Source organism: Pseudomonas sp. LTR0 (genome assembly GCF_036630035.1).
Lineage (GTDB): Bacteria > Pseudomonadota > Gammaproteobacteria > Pseudomonadales > Pseudomonadaceae > Aquipseudomonas > Aquipseudomonas putida_Y.
This window is the reverse complement of sequence record NZ_CP123734.1, coordinates 5,301,549-5,319,571: the sequence shown is the minus strand read 5'-3', so window position 1 is coordinate 5,319,571 and position 18,023 is coordinate 5,301,549. Positions and strand designations below refer to the sequence as shown.

Here is an 18,023-nt window from a genome sequence, read left to right as displayed (position 1 = left end):
GCCGAGCCGGTGGTGTTCGGGGTGACCACGCCGCTGGCCAGCTGGAACCCGCTATGGGCAAACCTGCAGTTCTATGCCCAGCTCTGGCACGACGCCCGGCGCACCACCAGCCTGTGGGACAAGCTGCGCATCTGGTTCATGCCTACCGGCTGGCGTCCGGCCGATGTGGCCGCACGCTACCCACAGGCCAAGCAGGACCTGGCGCTGTTTCGCAAGTTCGAGATTGCCCTGGGGCGCGCGCAGCAAGCCTACGTGGGCGCGCAGTTCGTGGTCTACGTGGCCTTGGGCAGCTACTTGATGGCCGTGGCCGAGCACGTGCCGGTCGCCGCGCTGGTGCTCGGTTGGTCACTGATGGCGTTTGGTTTGTTCGTGCTGGGCGCGTTGCTGGAGAACCGGCCCTGGTCTGCACGCCTGGAGGTGGTGCGGCTGTTTCTGAATGCGCCGGCATTGTACCTGGCCGGCGCCTTGGGCTTAGCGGTGGTCGTGCCGCTGGCCTGGCTTCTGCTCGTGGTTTACAGCCTGCTCAGCCTCTGGGGGTTGGGGCTGGCTCGCCGCCCTGCGCTCCGCGCGCAACGCGCGGAAGCGCCGGCGCAGCCAAAGCAGGCCGCCCAGCGCCACCAAACCGCCAAGCACCCATAGCTCGTAACGCTTGACGTTGCCCAGCAAGCCTTCGAGGATGGCGCCGAAGTGGTAGGCAGCGGCGCCCAGGGCCACTGCCCAGATGCCCGCGCCAATCCCGTTCAGCAGCAGGTAGCGGCGTGGCGGGTAACCCGACAGGCCTATGGCCACCGGCATGACCGTGCGCAAACCATAGACAAAGCGGAAGCTCAGCACCCATATATCAGGATGGCGGCGGATGTGGTCCAGCGCGCGGTCACCCATTGCCTGCCAGCGCGGCTTGCGCGCCAGGATCCTGCGCCCGTGGCGTCGGCCCATGAAGTACCACAACTGGTCGCCCGCGTAGCTGCCGAAGAAGGCCACCAGGCACACCAGATTGATATCCATGTAACCGCGGAACGCAAGGAAACCCGCAAGCACCAGAATGGTCTCGCCTTCAAAGAAGGTGCCTAGAAAAAGGGCGAAGTAGCCGAAATCCTGCAGGAATTGTTGAAGCATTTTCTGAGGTGCTGGCGAAATGAACGCGCAGCCTACCCCTTCGCGCGCGTTCGTGAAAGTGTCCAAATGTGTCTCGACGTGAACAATTTCAGCGCAGACAATGCCAGAGGCCACTTGCCACGGCTTGCCCATGTGTGTAACACGGGCGTCATAATGGGCGCTTATCTTGCCGCTCAATAGATGATAGGGCGTTAACGTCCTCAGGAACGCCAGATGAATAATGAAGTGCTAAGCCCTGTCGCGATCAAGGATGCTCAGGAGCTCCCAGAAGAGATGGTGCAAACCCCGCCAGACCTGCCTCCGGCGGCCGAGCCTGAAGCGGAACAGGTGGCCGAGCCTGTGGCTCCGGTGCCTGCGCCGGCCCCGGCAATCGCCGTCCCTGGCCTGGACGACAGCAGCCTGTACATTCATCGCGAACTCTCGCAACTGCAGTTCAATATTCGGGTGCTGGAGCAGGCACTGGACGAGAGCTACCCGCTGCTGGAACGCCTCAAGTTCCTGTTGATCTTCTCCAGTAACCTCGACGAGTTCTTCGAGATTCGCGTCGCCGGTCTGAAGAAACAGATCAACTTCGCCCGTGAACAGGCCGGAGCCGATGGCCTGCAGCCCCACCAGGCGCTGGCGCGCATCAGCGAACTGGTGCACATCGAGGTAGAGCGTCAGTACGCGATCCTCAACGACGTGCTGCTGCCTGAGCTGGAAAAGCATCAGATTCGCTTTATCCGCCGCCGTTACTGGACACCCAAGCTCAAAACCTGGGTGCGCCGGTACTTCCGCGACGAAATTGCCCCGATCATTACCCCGATTGGCCTCGACCCGACTCACCCGTTCCCGCTGCTGGTGAACAAAAGCCTCAACTTCATAGTCGAGCTCGAGGGGGTGGACGCGTTTGGTCGCGACTCGGGTCTGGCGATCATTCCGGCACCACGCTTGCTGCCGCGGGTTATTCGCGTGCCGGAAGAGGTGGGCGGCCCGGGCGCGAACTACGTGTTCCTGTCGTCGATGATCCACGCGCACGCCGACGATCTGTTCCAGGGCATGAAGGTGAAGGGCTGCTACCAGTTCCGTCTGACGCGTAACGCCGACCTGGCGCTGGACTCTGAAGAGGTTGACGACCTGGCTCGCGCGCTGCGCGGTGAGCTGTTCTCGCGCCGCTATGGTGACGCCGTGCGCCTGGAAGTGGCCGATACCTGCCCGAAACACCTGTCGGACTACCTGTTGAAGCAGTTCAGCCTCAGCGAAAGCGAGCTGTACCAGGTCAACGGCCCGGTCAACCTCACCCGCCTGTTCAGCATCACCGGCCTGGACAGCCACCCGGAGCTGCAATACACACCGTTCACCCCAGCGATCCCCAAGCTGCTGGCGAACGCCGACAACATATTCAGTGTGATCAGCAAGCAGGACATCCTGCTGATGCACCCGTTCGAGTCCTTCACACCAGTGGTCGACCTGCTGCGCCAGGCCGCCAAGGACCCGCATGTGCTCGCCGTGCGCCAGACCCTGTACCGCTCGGGGGCTAACTCGGAAATCGTCGACGCCCTGGTGGACGCAGCCCGTAACGGCAAGGAGGTCACTGCGGTGATCGAGTTGCGCGCCCGCTTTGACGAAGAGTCCAACCTGCAGATGGCCAGCCGCCTGCAAGCGGCCGGTGCGGTAGTGATCTACGGTGTGGTCGGGTTCAAGACCCACGCCAAGATGATGCTGATTCTGCGCCGCGAGCAGGGCGAGATCGTGCGTTATGCGCATCTGGGTACCGGTAACTATCACGCCGGCAACGCCCGCCTGTACACCGACTACAGCCTGCTGACCTCTGACGATGCGCTCACCGAGGACGTCGGCAAGTTGTTCAGCCAGTTGATCGGCATGGGCAAGACCTTGCGCATGAAGAAGCTGCTGCATGCGCCGTTCACCCTGAAAAAGGGCATGCTCGACATGATCGCGCGGGAAACCCAGTTTGCCCTCGAAGGCAAGCCGGCGCACATCATCGCCAAGTTCAACTCGCTGACCGACGCCAAAGTCATCAAGGCGCTGTACAAGGCCAGCCAGTCGGGCGTGAAAATCGACTTGGTGGTGCGTGGCATGTGTTGCCTACGCCCGGGCATTCCGGGGGTTTCGCACAACATCCAGGTGCGCTCGATCATTGGCCGCTTCCTCGAGCACACGCGGGTGTTCTACTTCCTCAATGGCGGCGAAGAGCAGATCTACCTGTCCAGCGCCGACTGGATGGAGCGCAACCTCGACAAGCGTGTCGAGACCTGCTTCCCGGTGGAAGGCAAGAAACTGTTGCTGCGGGTGAAGAAGGAGCTGGAAGGCTACCTGACCGACAATACCCACGCCTGGACCTTGCAGCCAGACGGGCGCTACGTGCGCAGTACCCCGACCGGCAACCAGAACCCGCGCAGCGTTCAGGCGACCCTGCTGGAGCGCCTGAGCAACCCGGTCCTCAACGTACGCTGAGGACGAAGCCGACCCGGGCCAGCCACTCCGCCTCGTTGGCGAAGTCGGCCTGGGTCAGCTGATTCTGCTCCAGCCAACCTTCAGGGAAAGCTACATCCAGGCTGTTGTCCCCGCCGTGCAGTTCTACCTTTGGCATTTGCTGGGTGCCGCGGATGTGGTGGAACAGGATGGCAAAGCGCAGTAGCACGCACAGGCGCAGCAGCTTGACCCCTTCATCGCCCAGTTCGGCGTAACGGTCCTTGGGGATGTTGCGGCGGTGGCCGCGCACCAGCAGGGCCATCATCTGCTGATCTTCCCGGGAAAAGCCCGACAGGTCCGAGTGCTCGATCAGATAGGCACCGTGCTTGTGGTAGTGATAATGGGCGATGTCCAGCCCGATTTCGTGCACTTTCGCGGCCCAGCCCAGTAGATCCCGCCAGTTTCCTTCTTTCAGATCCCAGGCGTCGGCCACCTGGTCGAATGCGTGCAACGCCTTGCGCTCGACGCGCGCAGCCTGGCCCTGGTCCACGTGATAGCGCTCCATCAGCGAGTTCAGGGTGCGTTCGCGCACGTCTTCGTGATGGTGGCGGCCGAGCAGATCGAACAGCACGCCTTCGCGCAGGGCGCCGTCGCAATGGTCCATGCGGTTCAGTTCAAGGGCATCGAAGATCGCTTCGAGAATTGCCAGGCCAGCCGGGAAGATGGTGCGGCGGTCTGGCTTGACGCCGTCGAAGTCGATCTTGTCGACCTCGCCCAGCTTGAACAGCTTGCGTTTGACCCAGGCCAGGCCTTCGGCGTTGACCTCGCCATTGCCCAGGCCGCCGGCCTTGATGGCGGCGCCGATGGCGCGAATGGTGCCGGATGAGCCGATCGCCTCATCCCAGGTCAGGCGGTGCAGGGCATTTTCGATGCTCATCAGTTCCAGGCGCGCGGCGGTGTAGGCCTGGGCATAGCGGGCCGGGGTGATCTTGCCGTCGCGGAAGTAGCGCTGGGTAAAGCTGACGCAACCCATCTGCAGGCTTTCGCGCAGCAGCGGCTCGAAGCGCTGGCCAATGATGAACTCGGTGCTGCCGCCGCCGATGTCGGCGACCAGGCGCTTGCCGGGGGTGTCGGCCAGGGTGTGCGACACGCCCAGGTAGATCAGGCGCGCCTCTTCACGGCCGGAGATGACCTCCACCGGGTGGCCGAGGATGGCTTCGGCGCGCTGGATGAATTCGTTACGGTTGCGCGCTTCGCGCAAGGCGTTGGTACCGACGATACGCACGGAGCCTGCCGGCATGCCGTTGATCAGCTGGGAAAAGCGCTTGAGGCAATCCAGGCCTCTTTCCATTGCTTCTTCACTGAGCATGCGTTCTTCGTTGATGCCGGCGGCCAGCTGAACCTTCTCGCCGAGCCGCTCAAGGATGCGGATTTCGGTATGGTGGGCCTTGGCCACGACCATGTGAAAACTGTTGGAGCCAAGGTCGATGGCGGCGATCAGGGACAGGTTCTTCGCGATGGTATGCGGCATGATCTGGTTGTTCTCGGTCGTTAACCTGGCAATCGTGCCACGATAGCAGGCTATCGCCAACGCGTGGCACTCCGCCGTTGTGCTGGCCTTGATGCAAGGCAATGTGCCATTCGATTCTATGACGGTCATATGACAGTTTCGATTCGCGGCGTCTTGCGCAACTATAGTTACACTCAATCGTCCGTGGCTTCCTGTCCGGCGTGGGTGCGGCTATCATGGGCCACGTTTTTTGCTTACGACCCTGGAGATATCCATGAGCAGCGATCTGATCAAACATGTCACCGACGCCTCCTTCGAAGCCGATGTCCTGAAGGCCGAAGGCGCGGTACTGGTCGACTACTGGGCTGAATGGTGCGGTCCATGCAAGATGATCGCTCCGGTTCTGGACGACATCGCTTCCACCTACGCGGGCAAACTGACCGTCGCCAAGCTGAACATCGACGAGAACCAGGAAACCCCGGCCAAGCACGGTGTGCGTGGTATCCCGACGCTGATGCTGTTCAAGAACGGCAACGTCGAAGCCACCAAGGTTGGTGCGCTGTCCAAATCGCAGCTGGCCGCATTCCTCGACGCCCACCTGTGATGTCAGAAGGCCCCGCAAATGCGGGGCTTTTCTTTTCCTGAGCACTAGACGCAGAAAAAAGCAAGTGTTACATTCGGCCTCGCACTGCTTTTCCAGTGCCCTCTACATGCCGTCGCCGAAGCATCCCTAATTCGAATCAGTACGCGATCCTGTCGCCATCCAGCGGCGCGGCCTCATTAAGCCAGAAGCTTAATTCTCCCTTCTTACATGATTACGTCATTCCCCTTATGAACCTGACTGAACTCAAGCAAAAGCCGATTACCGATCTTTTGGAAATGGCCGAACAGATGGGCATCGAAAACATGGCCCGTTCGCGCAAACAGGACGTGATTTTCGCCCTGCTGAAGAAGCATGCGAAAAGCGGCGAAGAGATCTCGGGTGACGGCGTGCTGGAGATTCTCCAGGATGGTTTCGGTTTCCTGCGTTCGGCTGATGCGTCCTACCTGGCCGGCCCAGACGATATCTATGTATCGCCCAGCCAGATCCGCCGTTTCAACCTGCGTACCGGCGACACCATCGTCGGCAAGATCCGCCCACCGAAGGAAGGGGAGCGTTACTTCGCCCTGCTGAAGGTCGATACCATCAACTTCGACCGCCCGGAAAACGCGAAGAACAAGATCCTGTTCGAAAACCTGACGCCGCTGTTCCCGAACAAGCGCCTGAAGATGGAGGCCGGTAACGGCTCCACCGAGGACTTGACCGGTCGCGTCATCGACCTGTGCGCCCCGATCGGCAAAGGCCAGCGCGGCCTGATCGTTGCCCCGCCGAAAGCCGGTAAGACGATCATGCTGCAGAACATTGCGGCCAACATCACCCGCAACAACCCCGAGTGCCACCTGATCGTCCTGCTGATCGACGAGCGCCCGGAAGAAGTGACCGAAATGCAGCGCACCGTGCGTGGCGAAGTGGTCGCTTCCACCTTCGACGAGCCACCAACCCGCCACGTGCAGGTTGCCGAAATGGTGATCGAGAAGGCCAAGCGCCTGGTCGAGCACAAGAAAGACGTGGTTATCTTGCTGGACTCGATCACTCGACTGGCACGTGCCTACAACACCGTGATCCCGAGCTCCGGCAAGGTGCTGACCGGTGGTGTCGACGCTCACGCCCTCGAGAAGCCCAAGCGCTTCTTCGGTGCTGCGCGGAACATCGAGGAGGGCGGCTCGCTGACCATTATCGCCACTGCGCTGGTTGAAACCGGCTCGAAGATGGACGAAGTGATCTACGAAGAGTTCAAGGGCACCGGCAACATGGAGCTGCCGCTGGACCGCCGCATCGCCGAGAAACGTGTGTTCCCGGCCATCAACATCAACCGTTCCGGCACCCGCCGCGAAGAGTTGCTGACCGCTGACGACGAACTGCAGCGTATGTGGATTCTGCGCAAGCTGCTGCACCCGATGGACGAAATCGCCGCCATCGAGTTCCTGGTCGACAAGCTCAAGCAGACCAAGACCAACGATGAGTTCTTCCTGTCGATGAAGCGCAAGTAAGCTTCCCGATCAGGCAGTAATTGGGGCCGCCTTGCGGCTCTTCGCGGGCACGCCCGCTCCCACAGGTTAAATACAATCCTTGTGGGGGCGGGCGTGCCCGCGAAGGGGCGCAAGGCGGCCCCAGTGCATTTTTGCCCCCAAACAGGCCTCGAACGGCGCTACACTCTGCACCCCGACCGATACGGCCAACACGAGGCTTCTGCATGCAGTATCGCGACTTGCGCGACTTCATCCGTGGCCTGGAACAGCGCGGCGAACTCAAGCGCATCCAGGTACCGATCTCCCCCGTCCTGGAAATGACCGAGGTCTGCGACCGCACCCTGCGCGCCAAGGGCCCGGCATTGCTGTTCGAAAAACCCACCGGCTTCGACATTCCCGTGCTGGGCAACCTGTTCGGTACCCCGGAGCGGGTGGCCATGGGCATGGGCGCCGAGTCGGTCAGCGAATTGCGGGAAATCGGCAAGCTGCTGGCCTTCCTCAAAGAGCCCGAGCCGCCCAAGGGCCTGAAGGACGCCTGGTCGAAGCTGCCGATCTTCAAGAAGGTCGTGTCGATGGCGCCAAAAGTGGTCAAGGACGCGGTGTGCCAGGAAGTGGTGGTCGAGGGGGATGATGTCGACCTCGGCGCCCTGCCGATTCAGCACTGTTGGCCTGGCGACGTGGCGCCGCTGATTACCTGGGGCCTCACCGTTACCCGTGGCCCGAACAAGGACCGCCAGAACCTGGGCATCTACCGCCAGCAGGTGATCGGCCGCAACAAGGTGATCATGCGCTGGCTCAGCCACCGTGGCGGCGCCCTCGACTACCGAGAGTGGTGCGAGAAGAACCCCGGCCAGCCGTTTCCGGTCGCCGTGGCGCTGGGCGCTGACCCTGCGACCATTCTCGGCGCCGTGACCCCGGTACCGGACACCCTCTCCGAGTACGCCTTCGCCGGCCTGCTACGAGGCAATCGCACCGAGCTGGTCAAGTGCCGCGGCAGCAACCTGCAGGTACCGGCAACCGCCGAGATCATTCTGGAAGGGGTGATCCACCCGGGCGAAATGGCCCCGGAAGGCCCGTACGGCGATCACACGGGCTACTACAACGAAGTGGACAGTTTCCCGGTGTTCACCGTCGAGCGCATCACCCACCGGCAAAAACCGATCTACCACAGCACCTACACCGGCAGGCCGCCAGATGAGCCGGCCATTCTCGGCGTGGCGCTGAACGAAGTGTTCGTGCCGATCCTGCAGAAGCAGTTCCCGGAAATCACCGACTTCTACCTGCCGCCGGAAGGCTGCTCGTACCGCATGGCGGTGGTGACCATGAAGAAGCAGTACCCAGGCCACGCCAAGCGCGTAATGCTGGGTGTGTGGTCGTTCCTGCGACAGTTCATGTACACCAAGTTCGTTATTGTCACCGATGACGATATCAACGCTCGTGACTGGAACGATGTGATCTGGGCCATTACCACGCGTATGGACCCCAAGCGTGATACGGTAATGATTGACAACACCCCGATCGACTACCTGGACTTTGCGTCTCCGGTGTCGGGGCTGGGTTCGAAGATGGGCCTGGACGCTACTCACAAGTGGCCGGGCGAGACTACACGCGAATGGGGCCGGGTCATCGTCAAGGATGAGGCCGTCACCCGCCGTATCGATGAGCTGTGGGATCAGTTGGGAATAGATTGATGCAGGTAACGTTGCAGCCGTCCGGGGCGGTGCTGGCGCTTGAACCCGGGGAACGGATCCTGGATGGAGCACGGCGGCTGGGCTATGACTGCCCAAACAGCTGCCGCAATGGCAATTGCCATGTTTGCGCCGCGTTGTTGGTTGAAGGACGGGTTCGCCAGGATGGCGAAGTCCGCGACCATGGCGAGTTGTTCACCTGCATTGCCGAACCGCTGGAGGACTGCGTGTTGCTCTGGGACGGTGTGCTTGCCTTGGGCGAGCTGCCAGTGCGCAAGCTGGCGTGCAGCGTCAGTGAGTGCGTCGACGTCGGTGGCGACGTCTGGCGGGTGCGCCTGCGTGCGCCTGCCGGCAAGCCACTGCGCTACCACGCAGGGCAATACCTGATGATCGAACGTGAGGGCGGCAAGCAGGCGGCCTTCTCGCTGGCGTCCGCGCCACATGCCGGGCGCGAGCTGGAGCTGCATGTGCTGGCGCGTGAACCCAGTGCGGTGCAACTGATCGACCAGCTCAGGCGAGATGGCCTGGCGCGCATCGAAATGCCGTTTGGCGACACCCACCTGGCCGAGCTGCCAGACGGGCCGCTGGTGCTGATTGCCGCCGGCACCGGCATGGGCCAGATGCACAGCCTGGTTGAGCACTGCCGGGCCCAGGGCTTCAAGCACCCGGTGCACCTGTACTGGGGAGTGCGCCGGCCTGAGGACTTCTACCAGATCGAGCACTGGGACGAATGGCTGCGCCTGCCCAACCTGTTCCTGCATCAAGTGGTCAGCGACCTGTGCGGCTGGGAAGGCCGCTGCGGCATGCTGCATGAAGCGGTATGCGAAGACATTGCCGACCTCAATAGCGTGCATGTGTATGCCAGTGGCTCACCGAACATGATCTACGCCACACTCGACGCCCTGGTCGAAGCTGGTATGGATGCGCACCGCATGCGTGCCGATGTGTTCGCCTACGCGCCGCGCGGTTAATAACCGAAGTTTGAAAGTATGGGTATAAGGCGGTAATTATTACCGCCTTGGCCAATAACTTTCACCGTTGCTGAAACAGTACTTTCCAGTCGTCGGAGCCGTGCATGAAACGCGTGCTCAAGGGCTTGAGTATTCCTGTAATTCTGGCCTATGGTTACTGCAAGCGCCCTTGGTAAAGCGCCCTTGGTAAAGCGGCCTCGGGCCGCAGCGTAATCGAATCTCGCTACCTCCGTAGTTCACAGGAATAATGGCGGCAGCTTATGTCGGCTCTTGAAAGTATGTCTTGGGAAGTTTCATACCCTCCAGCACTCGATTTCGGTCAGCAACATACTCGCGAACAGTTGTTCAGCTCCATGAAGACAACCATGTCCAGGCATCAGGGCGGGCCGGTGTGGCTGTTTGCCTATGGCTCGTTGATCTGGCGCCCGGAATGCAATTCGGTGGAGCGTCAGCGCGCGCGGGTACATGGTTATCACCGTGGCTTGTACCTGTGGTCGCATGAACATCGCGGCACCCCGGAAACCCCCGGCCTGGTGTTTGGCCTGGACCGAGGTGGTTCCTGCAGCGGTTTTGCCTACCGGCTGGATGAGCGCAATCTAGACGACTCACTGATGGCCCTGTGGCAGCGCGAGATGCCGTATCCGGCCTACCGGCCGCACTGGCTCCACTGTCGCCTGGGCGATGGTAGCAAGGTGCAGGCCTTGGGCTTTGTGCTGGAGCGGCATTTGCCGTGCTATGCCGGCAACTTGCCGGATACTTTGCTCAGCCAGATCCTGGCCAGTGCCAAGGGGCGTTATGGCACCACGCGCGACTATGTCGAGCAGACCTTGAATGCACTGCGCAGTCACCAGATGCCCGATCGCAATCTGGAAGCGCGATTCAGGCGTTGCCATAATCTGCGCGAAGTGTGAACAACCAGCTCCGGCCTCTTCGCGGGTAAACCCTGCGCGGTCGCCTGTAGGAGCGGGTTTACCCGCGAAGGGGCCGGGCCTGCCGGCCAATTCCACCCGCCGTTAACCGTTGCCGTCACCACCGTATTCGCGGTACTGCCTTACCTGGCCAGCACCACCAACTTACCCACAGCCTGCCGTTGCCCCAGCTTCTCTATAGCAGCCCCGGCTTGTTCCAGTGGATAAGTCTGCGACACCAGCGGCTTCAACTTGCCCTCGGCATGCCAGGCAAACAGCTGGCGGAAGTTGGCGGCATTGTCCTCCGGCTGGCGCTGGGCAAATGCCCCCCAGAACACGCCCAGTACCGCCGCGCCCTTGAGCAGCACCAGGTTGGCCGTCAGCTGTGGAATGCTGCCGCTGGCAAAACCCACCACCAGCAGCCTGCCATTCCAGGCCAACCCGCGCACCGCTTGTTCGAACAGCTCGCCTCCGACCGGGTCGTAGATCACGTCCACGCCTTGGCCGCCGGTCAGACGTTTGATTTCTTCGCGCAGGTTGGCCTGGCTGTAATCGATCAGTTCATCCGCCCCGGCAGCCTTGGCCACGGCCAGTTTCTCGGCGCTGCTGGCCGCCGCGATCACCCGCGCGCCCATGGCCTTGCCGATCTCCACCGCCGCCAGGCCGACCCCACCGGAAGCGCCCAGTACCAGCAGCGTCTCGCCTGCCTGCAACTGGCCACGCTGGCGCAGGGCGTGCATCGAGGTGCCGTAGGTCATGCCGAAGGCCGCAGCGGTGGTGAAGTCCATGCTCGCCGGGATCGGCAGAACGTTATAGAACGGCACCGCCACTTGCTCGGCGAACGCACCCCAGCCGGTGAGCGCCATGACCCGGTCGCCTACCTTGAACGCACCGGCCTTTTCACCGATGGCGGCCACCACGCCCGCTGCCTCTCCACCGGGAGAGAACGGCAGCGGTGGCTGGAACTGGTACTTGCCTTCGATGATCAGGGTGTCGGGGAAGTTGACCCCGGCAGCGTGCACGTCCAACAGGATCTCGTTTTTCTTCGGCAGTGGGCTGGCCACCTCTTCCAGCACCAGGTTGCGCGCTGGACCCAGGGTTTTGCACAACACAGCTTTCATCGGGGCTATTCCTTTGCGGGTAGTGGCCGATAAGTGTAGGAGGGCCGCTTGGTGGGTCAACGAGCATGGCCCGCCCTGATGGGGCGGCATAAGCCCGGGCTTGGGTTTGAGCGGTGTGCTGGGTAAGCTGGCGCCAATTGTATTGAGGAGCGAATTCGTGAAAGCGTGGATCTTGATGGTGCTGGCGCTGCTGCTGCCGGCTGCGGCCATGGCCGAAGAAGCCAAGGAAGGGGCGCCCAAGGTCGCCTACATCAGTCTGAGCCCGCCCTTTGTTGGCAACTATGCGCTCGACGGCAGCCCGCGGCTGCGCGTGTACAAGGCTGACGTGGCCCTGCGCGTGACGGGTGACGAAGCGGCCAAGACGGTGAAACACCACGAACCGCTGATCCGTAACCAGCTGGTGGCATTGTTCACCCAGCAGACGGTGGACAGCATGAGCAACGTCGAGGCCAAGGAGCATCTTCGCCAAGAGGCGCTGAAACAGGTGCAGCAGGTGCTGGAGGCGGAAGAGGGCAAGCCGATCGTTGAGGACCTGCTGTTCAACAACCTGATTGTGCAGTGACCTGAAACAGTGTGAGGTCCATCACTGATAAGTCGGATTGAATTCAGGCTTACCCCGTGTGTAGGACCCTTCTGTCTTTCCTGTAAGCCCGCCAGTTTTCAGTTTTTGGGGCCATGGCCAAGCTAGATTGTGCCCTGTCTTCAGTTGCTCGAGAGTGTTGGCAATGGCTTTGAAGTACCAGCCGAAAGAGGCGACTGTACTGATGTGCGACTTTTCAGGCTTTCAAGTGCCTGAAATGATCAAGGTGCGTCCCGTGGTCGTTCTTCGCAAGCACAGTCAAAATCGCCAGTTAGTGACGATAGTCCCTTTGAGTACCACTGCACCGGATCACATGGCAGGGCATCACGTTGTGCTGCCGAGTTATCTGCCTGGTTCGGCCCTGACATGCTGGGCCAAGTGCGACATGATCTACACGGTGGCTACCTCCAGATTGGACAGATGTCGGGTCAAATCGCGGCAAGGAAGTGGTCGGGAATACATGACCTTTACAATGCGGCCAGAGCATTTCGCCGCCGTGAGGGCTGCAGTTGGCTTTACGCTGGGTTTCACACATCCAGCAACAGAGCGGTCTGTTGTCAATGTTACGCTCGATGCGTGATAATCAGCCTGTTCCCGCAAGGGGCTTGTAAGACTCTGAGGATCCTGGTTCAACCAGCAATTACAGAGCCGGGCAGGTATATGGCGATGACAAGTCGACCTGTCTGTGAGTAGGGCGCCGAAAGGCGCCCTTTGTCTTTGTGCCAGTTTTCCAACTTTCGGCGGACGCTCGCGCATGCCTTCAAGACGCCAGGGTACGGCGGAACCGCGCGAGGGCCACGCTGAAGAACACCAGGCCGATCAGCGTCAGCGCCAGGATATCCGGCCATACCACCGCCCACCCGGCATCCCGGAACAGGATTGCGGCACTCAGGCTGACAAAGTGCGTTGAGGGTGACCCCTGCATCACCCACTGCAGCCACTGCGGCATGCTGTCCAGTGGTGTGCTGCCACCGGACAGCAACAGCATCGGGATGATCACCGGGATCGCCAGCAAGCCGAACTGCGGCGTCGAGCGCGCCAGGGTGGCGAGGAAAATACCCAGCGCAGTGCTGGCGAACAGGTACAGCGCGGTCACGGCCAGGAACAGCCCCATCGAGCCAGAAAGCGGCACGCCCAGTGCACCTTTGACGACTACCACCAACGAAATCCAGGTGCAGATCACCACCACCAGCGCGTTGCTGCCGATCTTGGCCAGCATGATCTCCAGCGCGGTCAGCGGCAGCACCAGCAGGTGGTCGAGGGTGCCGTGCTCACGCTCGCGCAGCAGCGCGGTGCCGGTGAGGATGATCGCCAGGATGGTGATGTTGTTGACGATCTGGATCACTGCCAGAAACCAGCCCCCCTCCAGGTTGGGGTTGAACAGCGCCTTGGGATTGATCAGCACAGGGCTTTGCACGTTGCCACGCTGGCTGTAGTCGAGCAGCTCACGCTCGAAGATGCGGCCGATGTAGCCGGCGCCCATGAATGCTTGGCTCATGGCCGTGGCGTCGACGTTGATCTGCAGCTCCGGCGAGCGCCCGGCCAGCAGGTCGCTCTGAAAGTTCACCGGTACGTTGATGACGAAGGTGTACTGGCCGCTGTCCATGGCCTGGTCCAGGCGCTGCGGAGGCAGCGGCACGGCTGGCTGGAACTCGGGCGGTTGCAGGGCTTCGCTGAGCTTGCGCGAGAGCAGGCTATGGTCTTCATCCACCACCGCCACGCTGGCGTTGTGTACGCCGATCACCGAGCCGGCTGCCGGCATATAGATCGCCACGCTGAAGGCATATAGCAGGAACAGCAGCAGGACGCTGTCATGGCGCAGGCTGGTCAGTTCTTTCAGGCCCAGGCGCAGGGTGTGGTTCAGGCGCGACATGTCAGGCCTCCTGTTTCTTCAGCATTGCCAGGCTCAGGCCAGTGAATGCGGCAAAGAAACTGAGCAGGATCAGGCACTGCGGCCACAACTCACGCAGGCCTAACGCTTTGGTGAAGGTGCCGACTGCGATGTCGAGGAAGTAGCCTGCCGGGAACAACTGGCCCATCACCGCTGCCGCGCCGTCTAGCGACGAACGTGGCACGATCAGCCCGGAAAACTGGATGGTCGGCAGGCTGGTAATGATCATGGTGCCGAGAATGGCGGCGATCTGGGTGCGGGTGAATGCCGAGATCAGCAGGCCCAGGCTGGTGGTTGCCAGCAGGTAGGCCATGCCGCCACACGCCAGGGCCAGTACGCTGCCCTTGAGCGGTACGGCGAACAGCCAGCGGTTCATCGCCACCAACAGCGCCAGGTTGACCAGGCTCACAGCCAGGTAGGGCATCTGCTTGCCAAGCAGGAACTCCAGGCGGGTGAGGGGTGTGGCGTAGAAGTTGGTGATGGAGCCGAGCTCCTTCTCGCGCACGATGCCCAGCGCAGTGAGCATGGCCGGAATGAAGGCCAATATCAGCGCCATTACGCCAGGGCCGATGGCGTTCACGCTGACCACATCCTGGTTGTAGCGGAAACGCGTTTCCAGGCGCACCGGGTCCTGGCGTGGCTGCGGTTGTGGGCTGGCCTGTGCCAGTTGCTCCAGGTTGGCCTGGTGCACGGCTTCCACGTAGTTGCGGCTGGTTTCTGCGCGGAACGGCATGCCACCGTCGAGCCAGGCGGCCACCACCGGCTGGCGCCCTGCATACAGGTCGCGGCCAAAGCCGGGCGGAATCTCCAGTGCCAGTTTGATTTCCGAGCGTTGCAGGCGTTGGTGCAGCTCTCTGCTGTCGCGGATTGGCGCTTGTTCAGCGAAGTAGCGTGAGCCACGGAAGGCTTCGAGGTAGGCGCGACTTTGCGGGCTCTGGTCCTGATCGTGCACGGCGAAGGCGAGGTTTTCCACATCCAGTGAAATGCCGTAGCCGAAGATCACCATCATGAACAGTGCACCCAGTAAGGCGAAGGCCAGGCGCACCTTGTCGCGCAGCAGCTCCTTGCCCTCACGGCCGGCCACTGCCAGCAGGCGGCGCAGGCTGAAACCCTGGCGTAGCGGCAGGGTGGGGGTGGACGCCTGTTCCAGCACGCTGCTGTCGGTGGCGGCTGGCGCCAGCTCCTGGGCCTGCTCCAGGCAGCGAACGAACGCGTCCTCCAGCGTGGCGCCCTGGTACTGATGCTGCAGGGCATCGGGTGTGTCGCAGGCCAGCACCCGCCCAGCGTGCATCAGCGAAATACGATCGCAGCGCTGGGCTTCGTTCATGAAGTGGGTGGAGAGGAAAATGGTCACGCCCTGCTCGCGCGACAGTTCTACCAGCAGGCGCCAGAAGTCGTCGCGGGCGGCCGGGTCGACGCCAGAGGTCGGTTCGTCGAGGATCAAGACTTCCGGGCGATGCAGAACCGCCACTGCCAGCGACAGACGCTGGCGCAAACCGAGGGGCAGGGCGCCAGACGGTTGGTCTGCGATAGCGGCGAGGTCGAAGCGCTCGATCAGCTCATCGATGCGCTGGGCGCTCTCGGCTTTGGGCAAGTCGAACAGGCGGGCATGCAGGGCCAGGTTCTGCCGGGTGCTGAGCTCGCCATACAGAGAGAAACTCTGCGACATGAAGCCGACCCGCTTGCGTGTGGCCAGGTCGCTGGCGTCCACCGGGCGACCCAGCAGGCTAGCGCTGCCCTCACTGGCCGGCATCAGGCCGGTGAGCACCTTCATGGTGGTGGTCTTGCCGCAACCGTTGGAACCCAGGAAGCCAAAGATCTCCCCTCGGCCAATGGCGAAACTGACCTTGTTCACCGCCGTGAAGTCGCCAAAGCGCAGAGTCAGGTCGTGTGCCTCGATGGCGACCGGGCCGTCCGTGGCTTGGCGCGGCGGGATTGCCAGTGGTTGATGCTGCGCCTTGCCCGCGCCCTGGTAGTGGGTAAAGGCGTCATCCAGCTTGCCGCTGGGGGTTACTGCAGCCAGTTCGTGGCTAGGGCCGGCGGCCAGTAAGTGGCCGCCATCGAGCATCAGGCAATGCTCGAACTGTTCGGCTTCTTCCATGTAGGCGGTAGCCACCAGCAGGGTCAGTTGCGGGCGTTGTGCGCGAACCTGCTCAACCAGCTCCCAGAAGCGCCGCCGCGACAGTGGGTCGACGCCGGTGGTCGGCTCGTCCAGGATCAGCAGGTCTGGCTCGTGGATCAGCGCGCAGCAAAGGCCCAGCTTCTGCTTCATGCCACCCGACAGCTTGCCGGCCGGGCGCTGAGCAAAGCGCTGCAGGTCGGTGGCCTGCAACAGATTGGCCATGCGCTGCTCACACTCGCGGCGGCCCAGCCCGAACAGGGTGGCGAAAAAGCGGATGTTCTCGCTGATCGACAGTTCCGGGTACAGGTTGTTGCCCAGCCCCTGCGGCATGAACGCTACTTTGGGGTATAGCGCGGTGCGATGGCGGCGTTGGCGGATCGAGCCGCCCAGCACCTGCAGCTCTCCCTGCTGCAGGCGTTTTACGCCGGCGATCAACCCCAGCAGGGTCGATTTACCGGCCCCATCGGGGCCGATCAGCGCGCAGCGGGTGCCCACAGGCAGGCTGAAACCTAGCGGGTTCAGGGCTATGAGGTCGCCGTAACGGTGGCTGATGCCTTCGGCCAGCAGCGCCGGGGCGTTCATTGCAGGTTGGCCGGCCAGTCCACCTCAGCCGTGCGTACATAGCCGGCGCCTGGCATGCCTGGCTTGGCTTGCGGCACGGCGCCCGGGTCGCTCAGGCGCAGTTTGACCCGGAACACCAGCTTTTGCCGTTCGTCGCGGGTTTCCACCTGTTTGGGGGTGAACTGGGCCTTGGCTGCGACAAAGGCCACCTTGGCCGGCAGCGCGCGCTCGGGCAGGGCGTCGAGCACGATGCGCGCCTGATCGCCTACGGTCAGTCGGCCGCTGGTGGACGCAGGCAGGTACAGGTTCATGTACTGGTCGCTGGGGTCGATCAGCATCAAGACCCGGCCGCCGGCACCCAGCACTTCACCGGGTTCGGCCAGGCGCAGCTGGATGATGCCGTTGATGGGCGCACGCAGGCTGCTGTCATCGATTTCGCTGGTGAGTTGGGCGACTTGCGCCTCGGCGGCACCGATTGCAGCCTTGATCGCTGCCAGTTGGGCGCGGGCGGCGACTACTGCTGCGTTGGCCGTGTCAAAGCGCGCCTGCTGTTGGTCGAGCAACTGCTGGCTGGCGTACTTGCGCTGGAAAATTTCGCGCACGCGCTTGAGCTCCTGGCTGGCCAGCAGCAGTTCGCTCTGGCGCAGTTGCACGCTGGCCTGGGCGGCGGCGTAGTTTTCCCGGGCGCGCAGCACTTCGGCTTCGGCTTGGCTGCGCTGGGCTTCCATCGTGCGGGTGTCGATGCGTGCCAGTAGCTGACCACGGGTAACGTTGTCGCCTTCATCGACCAGTACTTCGGCCAGGCGACCTGGGATCTTGCTGGCGATCTGCACTTCGGTGGCTTCAAGGCGGCCGTTGCCCATGCTCAGGCCTTCGGGCAACTGGTCGTGGAGCGACTTCCAGTACCCCAGCCCGCCGGCTGCAACGAGCAGTGCGATCAGTGCAGTGGCGAAGATTCTAGGGGCGTATCGGTTCATCGATCTGCATCCTTGCGGTCATGCACAGTCCATCATGCCTGACGGCCATGTATGGCGTGTTGATATTGGTCAAGCCCTTGACCTTAGCTGCGC

14 protein-coding genes are annotated in these 18,023 nt (G+C 62.3%); 8 read left to right on the top strand and 6 right to left on the bottom strand.

Going from position 1 to position 18,023, the window contains the following annotated elements:
• Positions 1-471: 471 nt before the first annotated feature.
• Positions 472-1,116 carry a DedA family protein gene (locus QCL51_RS24275; protein WP_162149597.1) on the bottom strand — a complete coding sequence of 215 codons (645 nt, stop codon included), beginning with the start codon at positions 1,114-1,116 and terminating at the stop codon, positions 472-474.
• 213 nt (positions 1,117-1,329) lie between these two features.
• Here QCL51_RS24275 and ppk1 point away from each other — a divergent pair, with 213 nt between their 5' ends.
• Positions 1,330-3,573 carry a polyphosphate kinase 1 gene (ppk1, locus tag QCL51_RS24270; protein ID WP_274118877.1) on the top strand — a complete coding sequence of 748 codons (2,244 nt, stop codon included), beginning with the start codon at positions 1,330-1,332 and terminating at the stop codon, positions 3,571-3,573.
• Here ppk1 and ppx read toward each other — a convergent pair.
• Positions 3,560-5,062: an exopolyphosphatase gene (gene ppx / locus QCL51_RS24265; protein ID WP_021783522.1), complete on the bottom strand. Its 1,503-nt coding sequence runs from the start codon at positions 5,060-5,062 to the stop codon at positions 3,560-3,562. The genes ppk1 and ppx overlap by 14 nt on opposite strands.
• A 253-nt stretch (positions 5,063-5,315) precedes the next feature.
• On the opposite strand from ppx, the gene trxA reads away from it, so the two are divergent.
• The 5 genes from trxA (at position 5,316) to QCL51_RS24240 (ending at position 10,681) form a co-directional block, all read left to right on the top strand.
• On the top strand, positions 5,316-5,645 hold the full coding sequence (gene trxA, locus QCL51_RS24260) for a thioredoxin TrxA (RefSeq protein WP_021783523.1): 330 nt from the start codon (positions 5,316-5,318) through the stop codon (positions 5,643-5,645).
• Positions 5,646-5,872: 227 nt separating this feature from the next.
• Positions 5,873-7,132: a transcription termination factor Rho gene (gene rho / locus QCL51_RS24255; RefSeq protein WP_003253661.1), complete on the top strand. Its 1,260-nt coding sequence runs from the start codon at positions 5,873-5,875 to the stop codon at positions 7,130-7,132.
• A 203-nt stretch (positions 7,133-7,335) separates the two neighbouring features.
• Positions 7,336-8,802, top strand: a complete 1,467-nt coding sequence (ubiD, locus tag QCL51_RS24250) for a 4-hydroxy-3-polyprenylbenzoate decarboxylase (RefSeq protein WP_020192776.1) — start codon at positions 7,336-7,338, stop codon at positions 8,800-8,802.
• Positions 8,802-9,770 carry a CDP-6-deoxy-delta-3,4-glucoseen reductase gene (locus QCL51_RS24245; protein WP_021783524.1) on the top strand — a complete coding sequence of 323 codons (969 nt, stop codon included), beginning with the start codon at positions 8,802-8,804 and terminating at the stop codon, positions 9,768-9,770. The genes ubiD and QCL51_RS24245 overlap by 1 nt, the downstream gene beginning before the upstream one ends.
• A 260-nt stretch (positions 9,771-10,030) precedes the next feature.
• Complete coding sequence (locus QCL51_RS24240) at positions 10,031-10,681, top strand: gamma-glutamylcyclotransferase (RefSeq protein WP_021783525.1); 651 nt, start codon at positions 10,031-10,033, stop codon at positions 10,679-10,681.
• A gap of 140 nt (positions 10,682-10,821) precedes the next feature.
• Here QCL51_RS24240 and QCL51_RS24235 read toward each other — a convergent pair whose 3' ends face one another.
• Positions 10,822-11,799 carry an NADPH:quinone oxidoreductase family protein gene (locus QCL51_RS24235; protein WP_021783526.1) on the bottom strand — a complete coding sequence of 326 codons (978 nt, stop codon included), beginning with the start codon at positions 11,797-11,799 and terminating at the stop codon, positions 10,822-10,824.
• A gap of 157 nt (positions 11,800-11,956) precedes the next feature.
• On the opposite strand from QCL51_RS24235, the gene QCL51_RS24230 reads away from it, so the two are divergent.
• Both QCL51_RS24230 and QCL51_RS24225 read left to right on the top strand, forming a co-directional pair.
• Positions 11,957-12,361, top strand: coding sequence for a flagellar basal body-associated protein FliL (locus tag QCL51_RS24230; RefSeq protein ID WP_021783527.1), 405 nt, complete (start codon positions 11,957-11,959; stop codon positions 12,359-12,361).
• Positions 12,362-12,524: 163 nt separating this feature from the next.
• Positions 12,525-12,959, top strand: coding sequence for a type II toxin-antitoxin system PemK/MazF family toxin (locus QCL51_RS24225; protein ID WP_060489058.1), 435 nt, complete (start codon positions 12,525-12,527; stop codon positions 12,957-12,959).
• 180 nt (positions 12,960-13,139) lie between these two features.
• On the opposite strand, the gene QCL51_RS24220 is transcribed toward QCL51_RS24225, so the two are convergent.
• The 3 genes from QCL51_RS24220 to QCL51_RS24210 are packed head-to-tail and all read right to left on the bottom strand — an operon-like array spanning position 13,140 to position 17,930.
• On the bottom strand, positions 13,140-14,252 hold the full coding sequence (locus QCL51_RS24220; protein ID WP_101196396.1) for an ABC transporter permease: 1,113 nt from the start codon (positions 14,250-14,252) through the stop codon (positions 13,140-13,142).
• Between the two features lies 1 nt (position 14,253).
• Positions 14,254-16,974: a ribosome-associated ATPase/putative transporter RbbA gene (gene rbbA, locus QCL51_RS24215; RefSeq protein WP_101196395.1), complete on the bottom strand. Its 2,721-nt coding sequence runs from the start codon at positions 16,972-16,974 to the stop codon at positions 14,254-14,256.
• Positions 16,971-17,930 (bottom strand): HlyD family efflux transporter periplasmic adaptor subunit, encoded by a 960-nt coding sequence (locus QCL51_RS24210; RefSeq protein WP_021783530.1) that lies wholly within the window; start codon positions 17,928-17,930, stop codon positions 16,971-16,973. The genes rbbA and QCL51_RS24210 overlap by 4 nt, the downstream gene beginning before the upstream one ends.
• Positions 17,931-18,023: the final 93 nt, after the last annotated feature.

Bases quoted from the DNA above. Each gene is read 5' to 3' on its own strand.
- rho (WP_003253661.1), top strand. From the start codon at position 5,873: ATGAACCTGACTGAACTCAAGCAAAAGCCGATTACCGATCTTTTGGAA.
- trxA (WP_021783523.1), top strand. From the start codon at position 5,316: ATGAGCAGCGATCTGATCAAACATGTCACCGACGCCTCCTTCGAAGCC.
- QCL51_RS24245 (WP_021783524.1), top strand. From the start codon at position 8,802: ATGCAGGTAACGTTGCAGCCGTCCGGGGCGGTGCTGGCGCTTGAACCC.
- QCL51_RS24220 (WP_101196396.1), bottom strand. From the start codon at position 14,252: ATGTCGCGCCTGAACCACACCCTGCGCCTGGGCCTGAAAGAACTGACC.
- QCL51_RS24210 (WP_021783530.1), bottom strand. From the start codon at position 17,930: ATGAACCGATACGCCCCTAGAATCTTCGCCACTGCACTGATCGCACTG.
- rbbA (WP_101196395.1), bottom strand. From the start codon at position 16,974: ATGAACGCCCCGGCGCTGCTGGCCGAAGGCATCAGCCACCGTTACGGC.
- QCL51_RS24275 (WP_162149597.1), bottom strand. From the start codon at position 1,116: ATGCTTCAACAATTCCTGCAGGATTTCGGCTACTTCGCCCTTTTTCTA.
- ubiD (WP_020192776.1), top strand. From the start codon at position 7,336: ATGCAGTATCGCGACTTGCGCGACTTCATCCGTGGCCTGGAACAGCGC.
- QCL51_RS24225 (WP_060489058.1), top strand. From the start codon at position 12,525: ATGGCTTTGAAGTACCAGCCGAAAGAGGCGACTGTACTGATGTGCGAC.
- QCL51_RS24240 (WP_021783525.1), top strand. From the start codon at position 10,031: ATGTCGGCTCTTGAAAGTATGTCTTGGGAAGTTTCATACCCTCCAGCA.
- ppk1 (WP_274118877.1), top strand. From the start codon at position 1,330: ATGAATAATGAAGTGCTAAGCCCTGTCGCGATCAAGGATGCTCAGGAG.
- QCL51_RS24235 (WP_021783526.1), bottom strand. From the start codon at position 11,799: ATGAAAGCTGTGTTGTGCAAAACCCTGGGTCCAGCGCGCAACCTGGTG.
- ppx (WP_021783522.1), bottom strand. From the start codon at position 5,062: ATGCCGCATACCATCGCGAAGAACCTGTCCCTGATCGCCGCCATCGAC.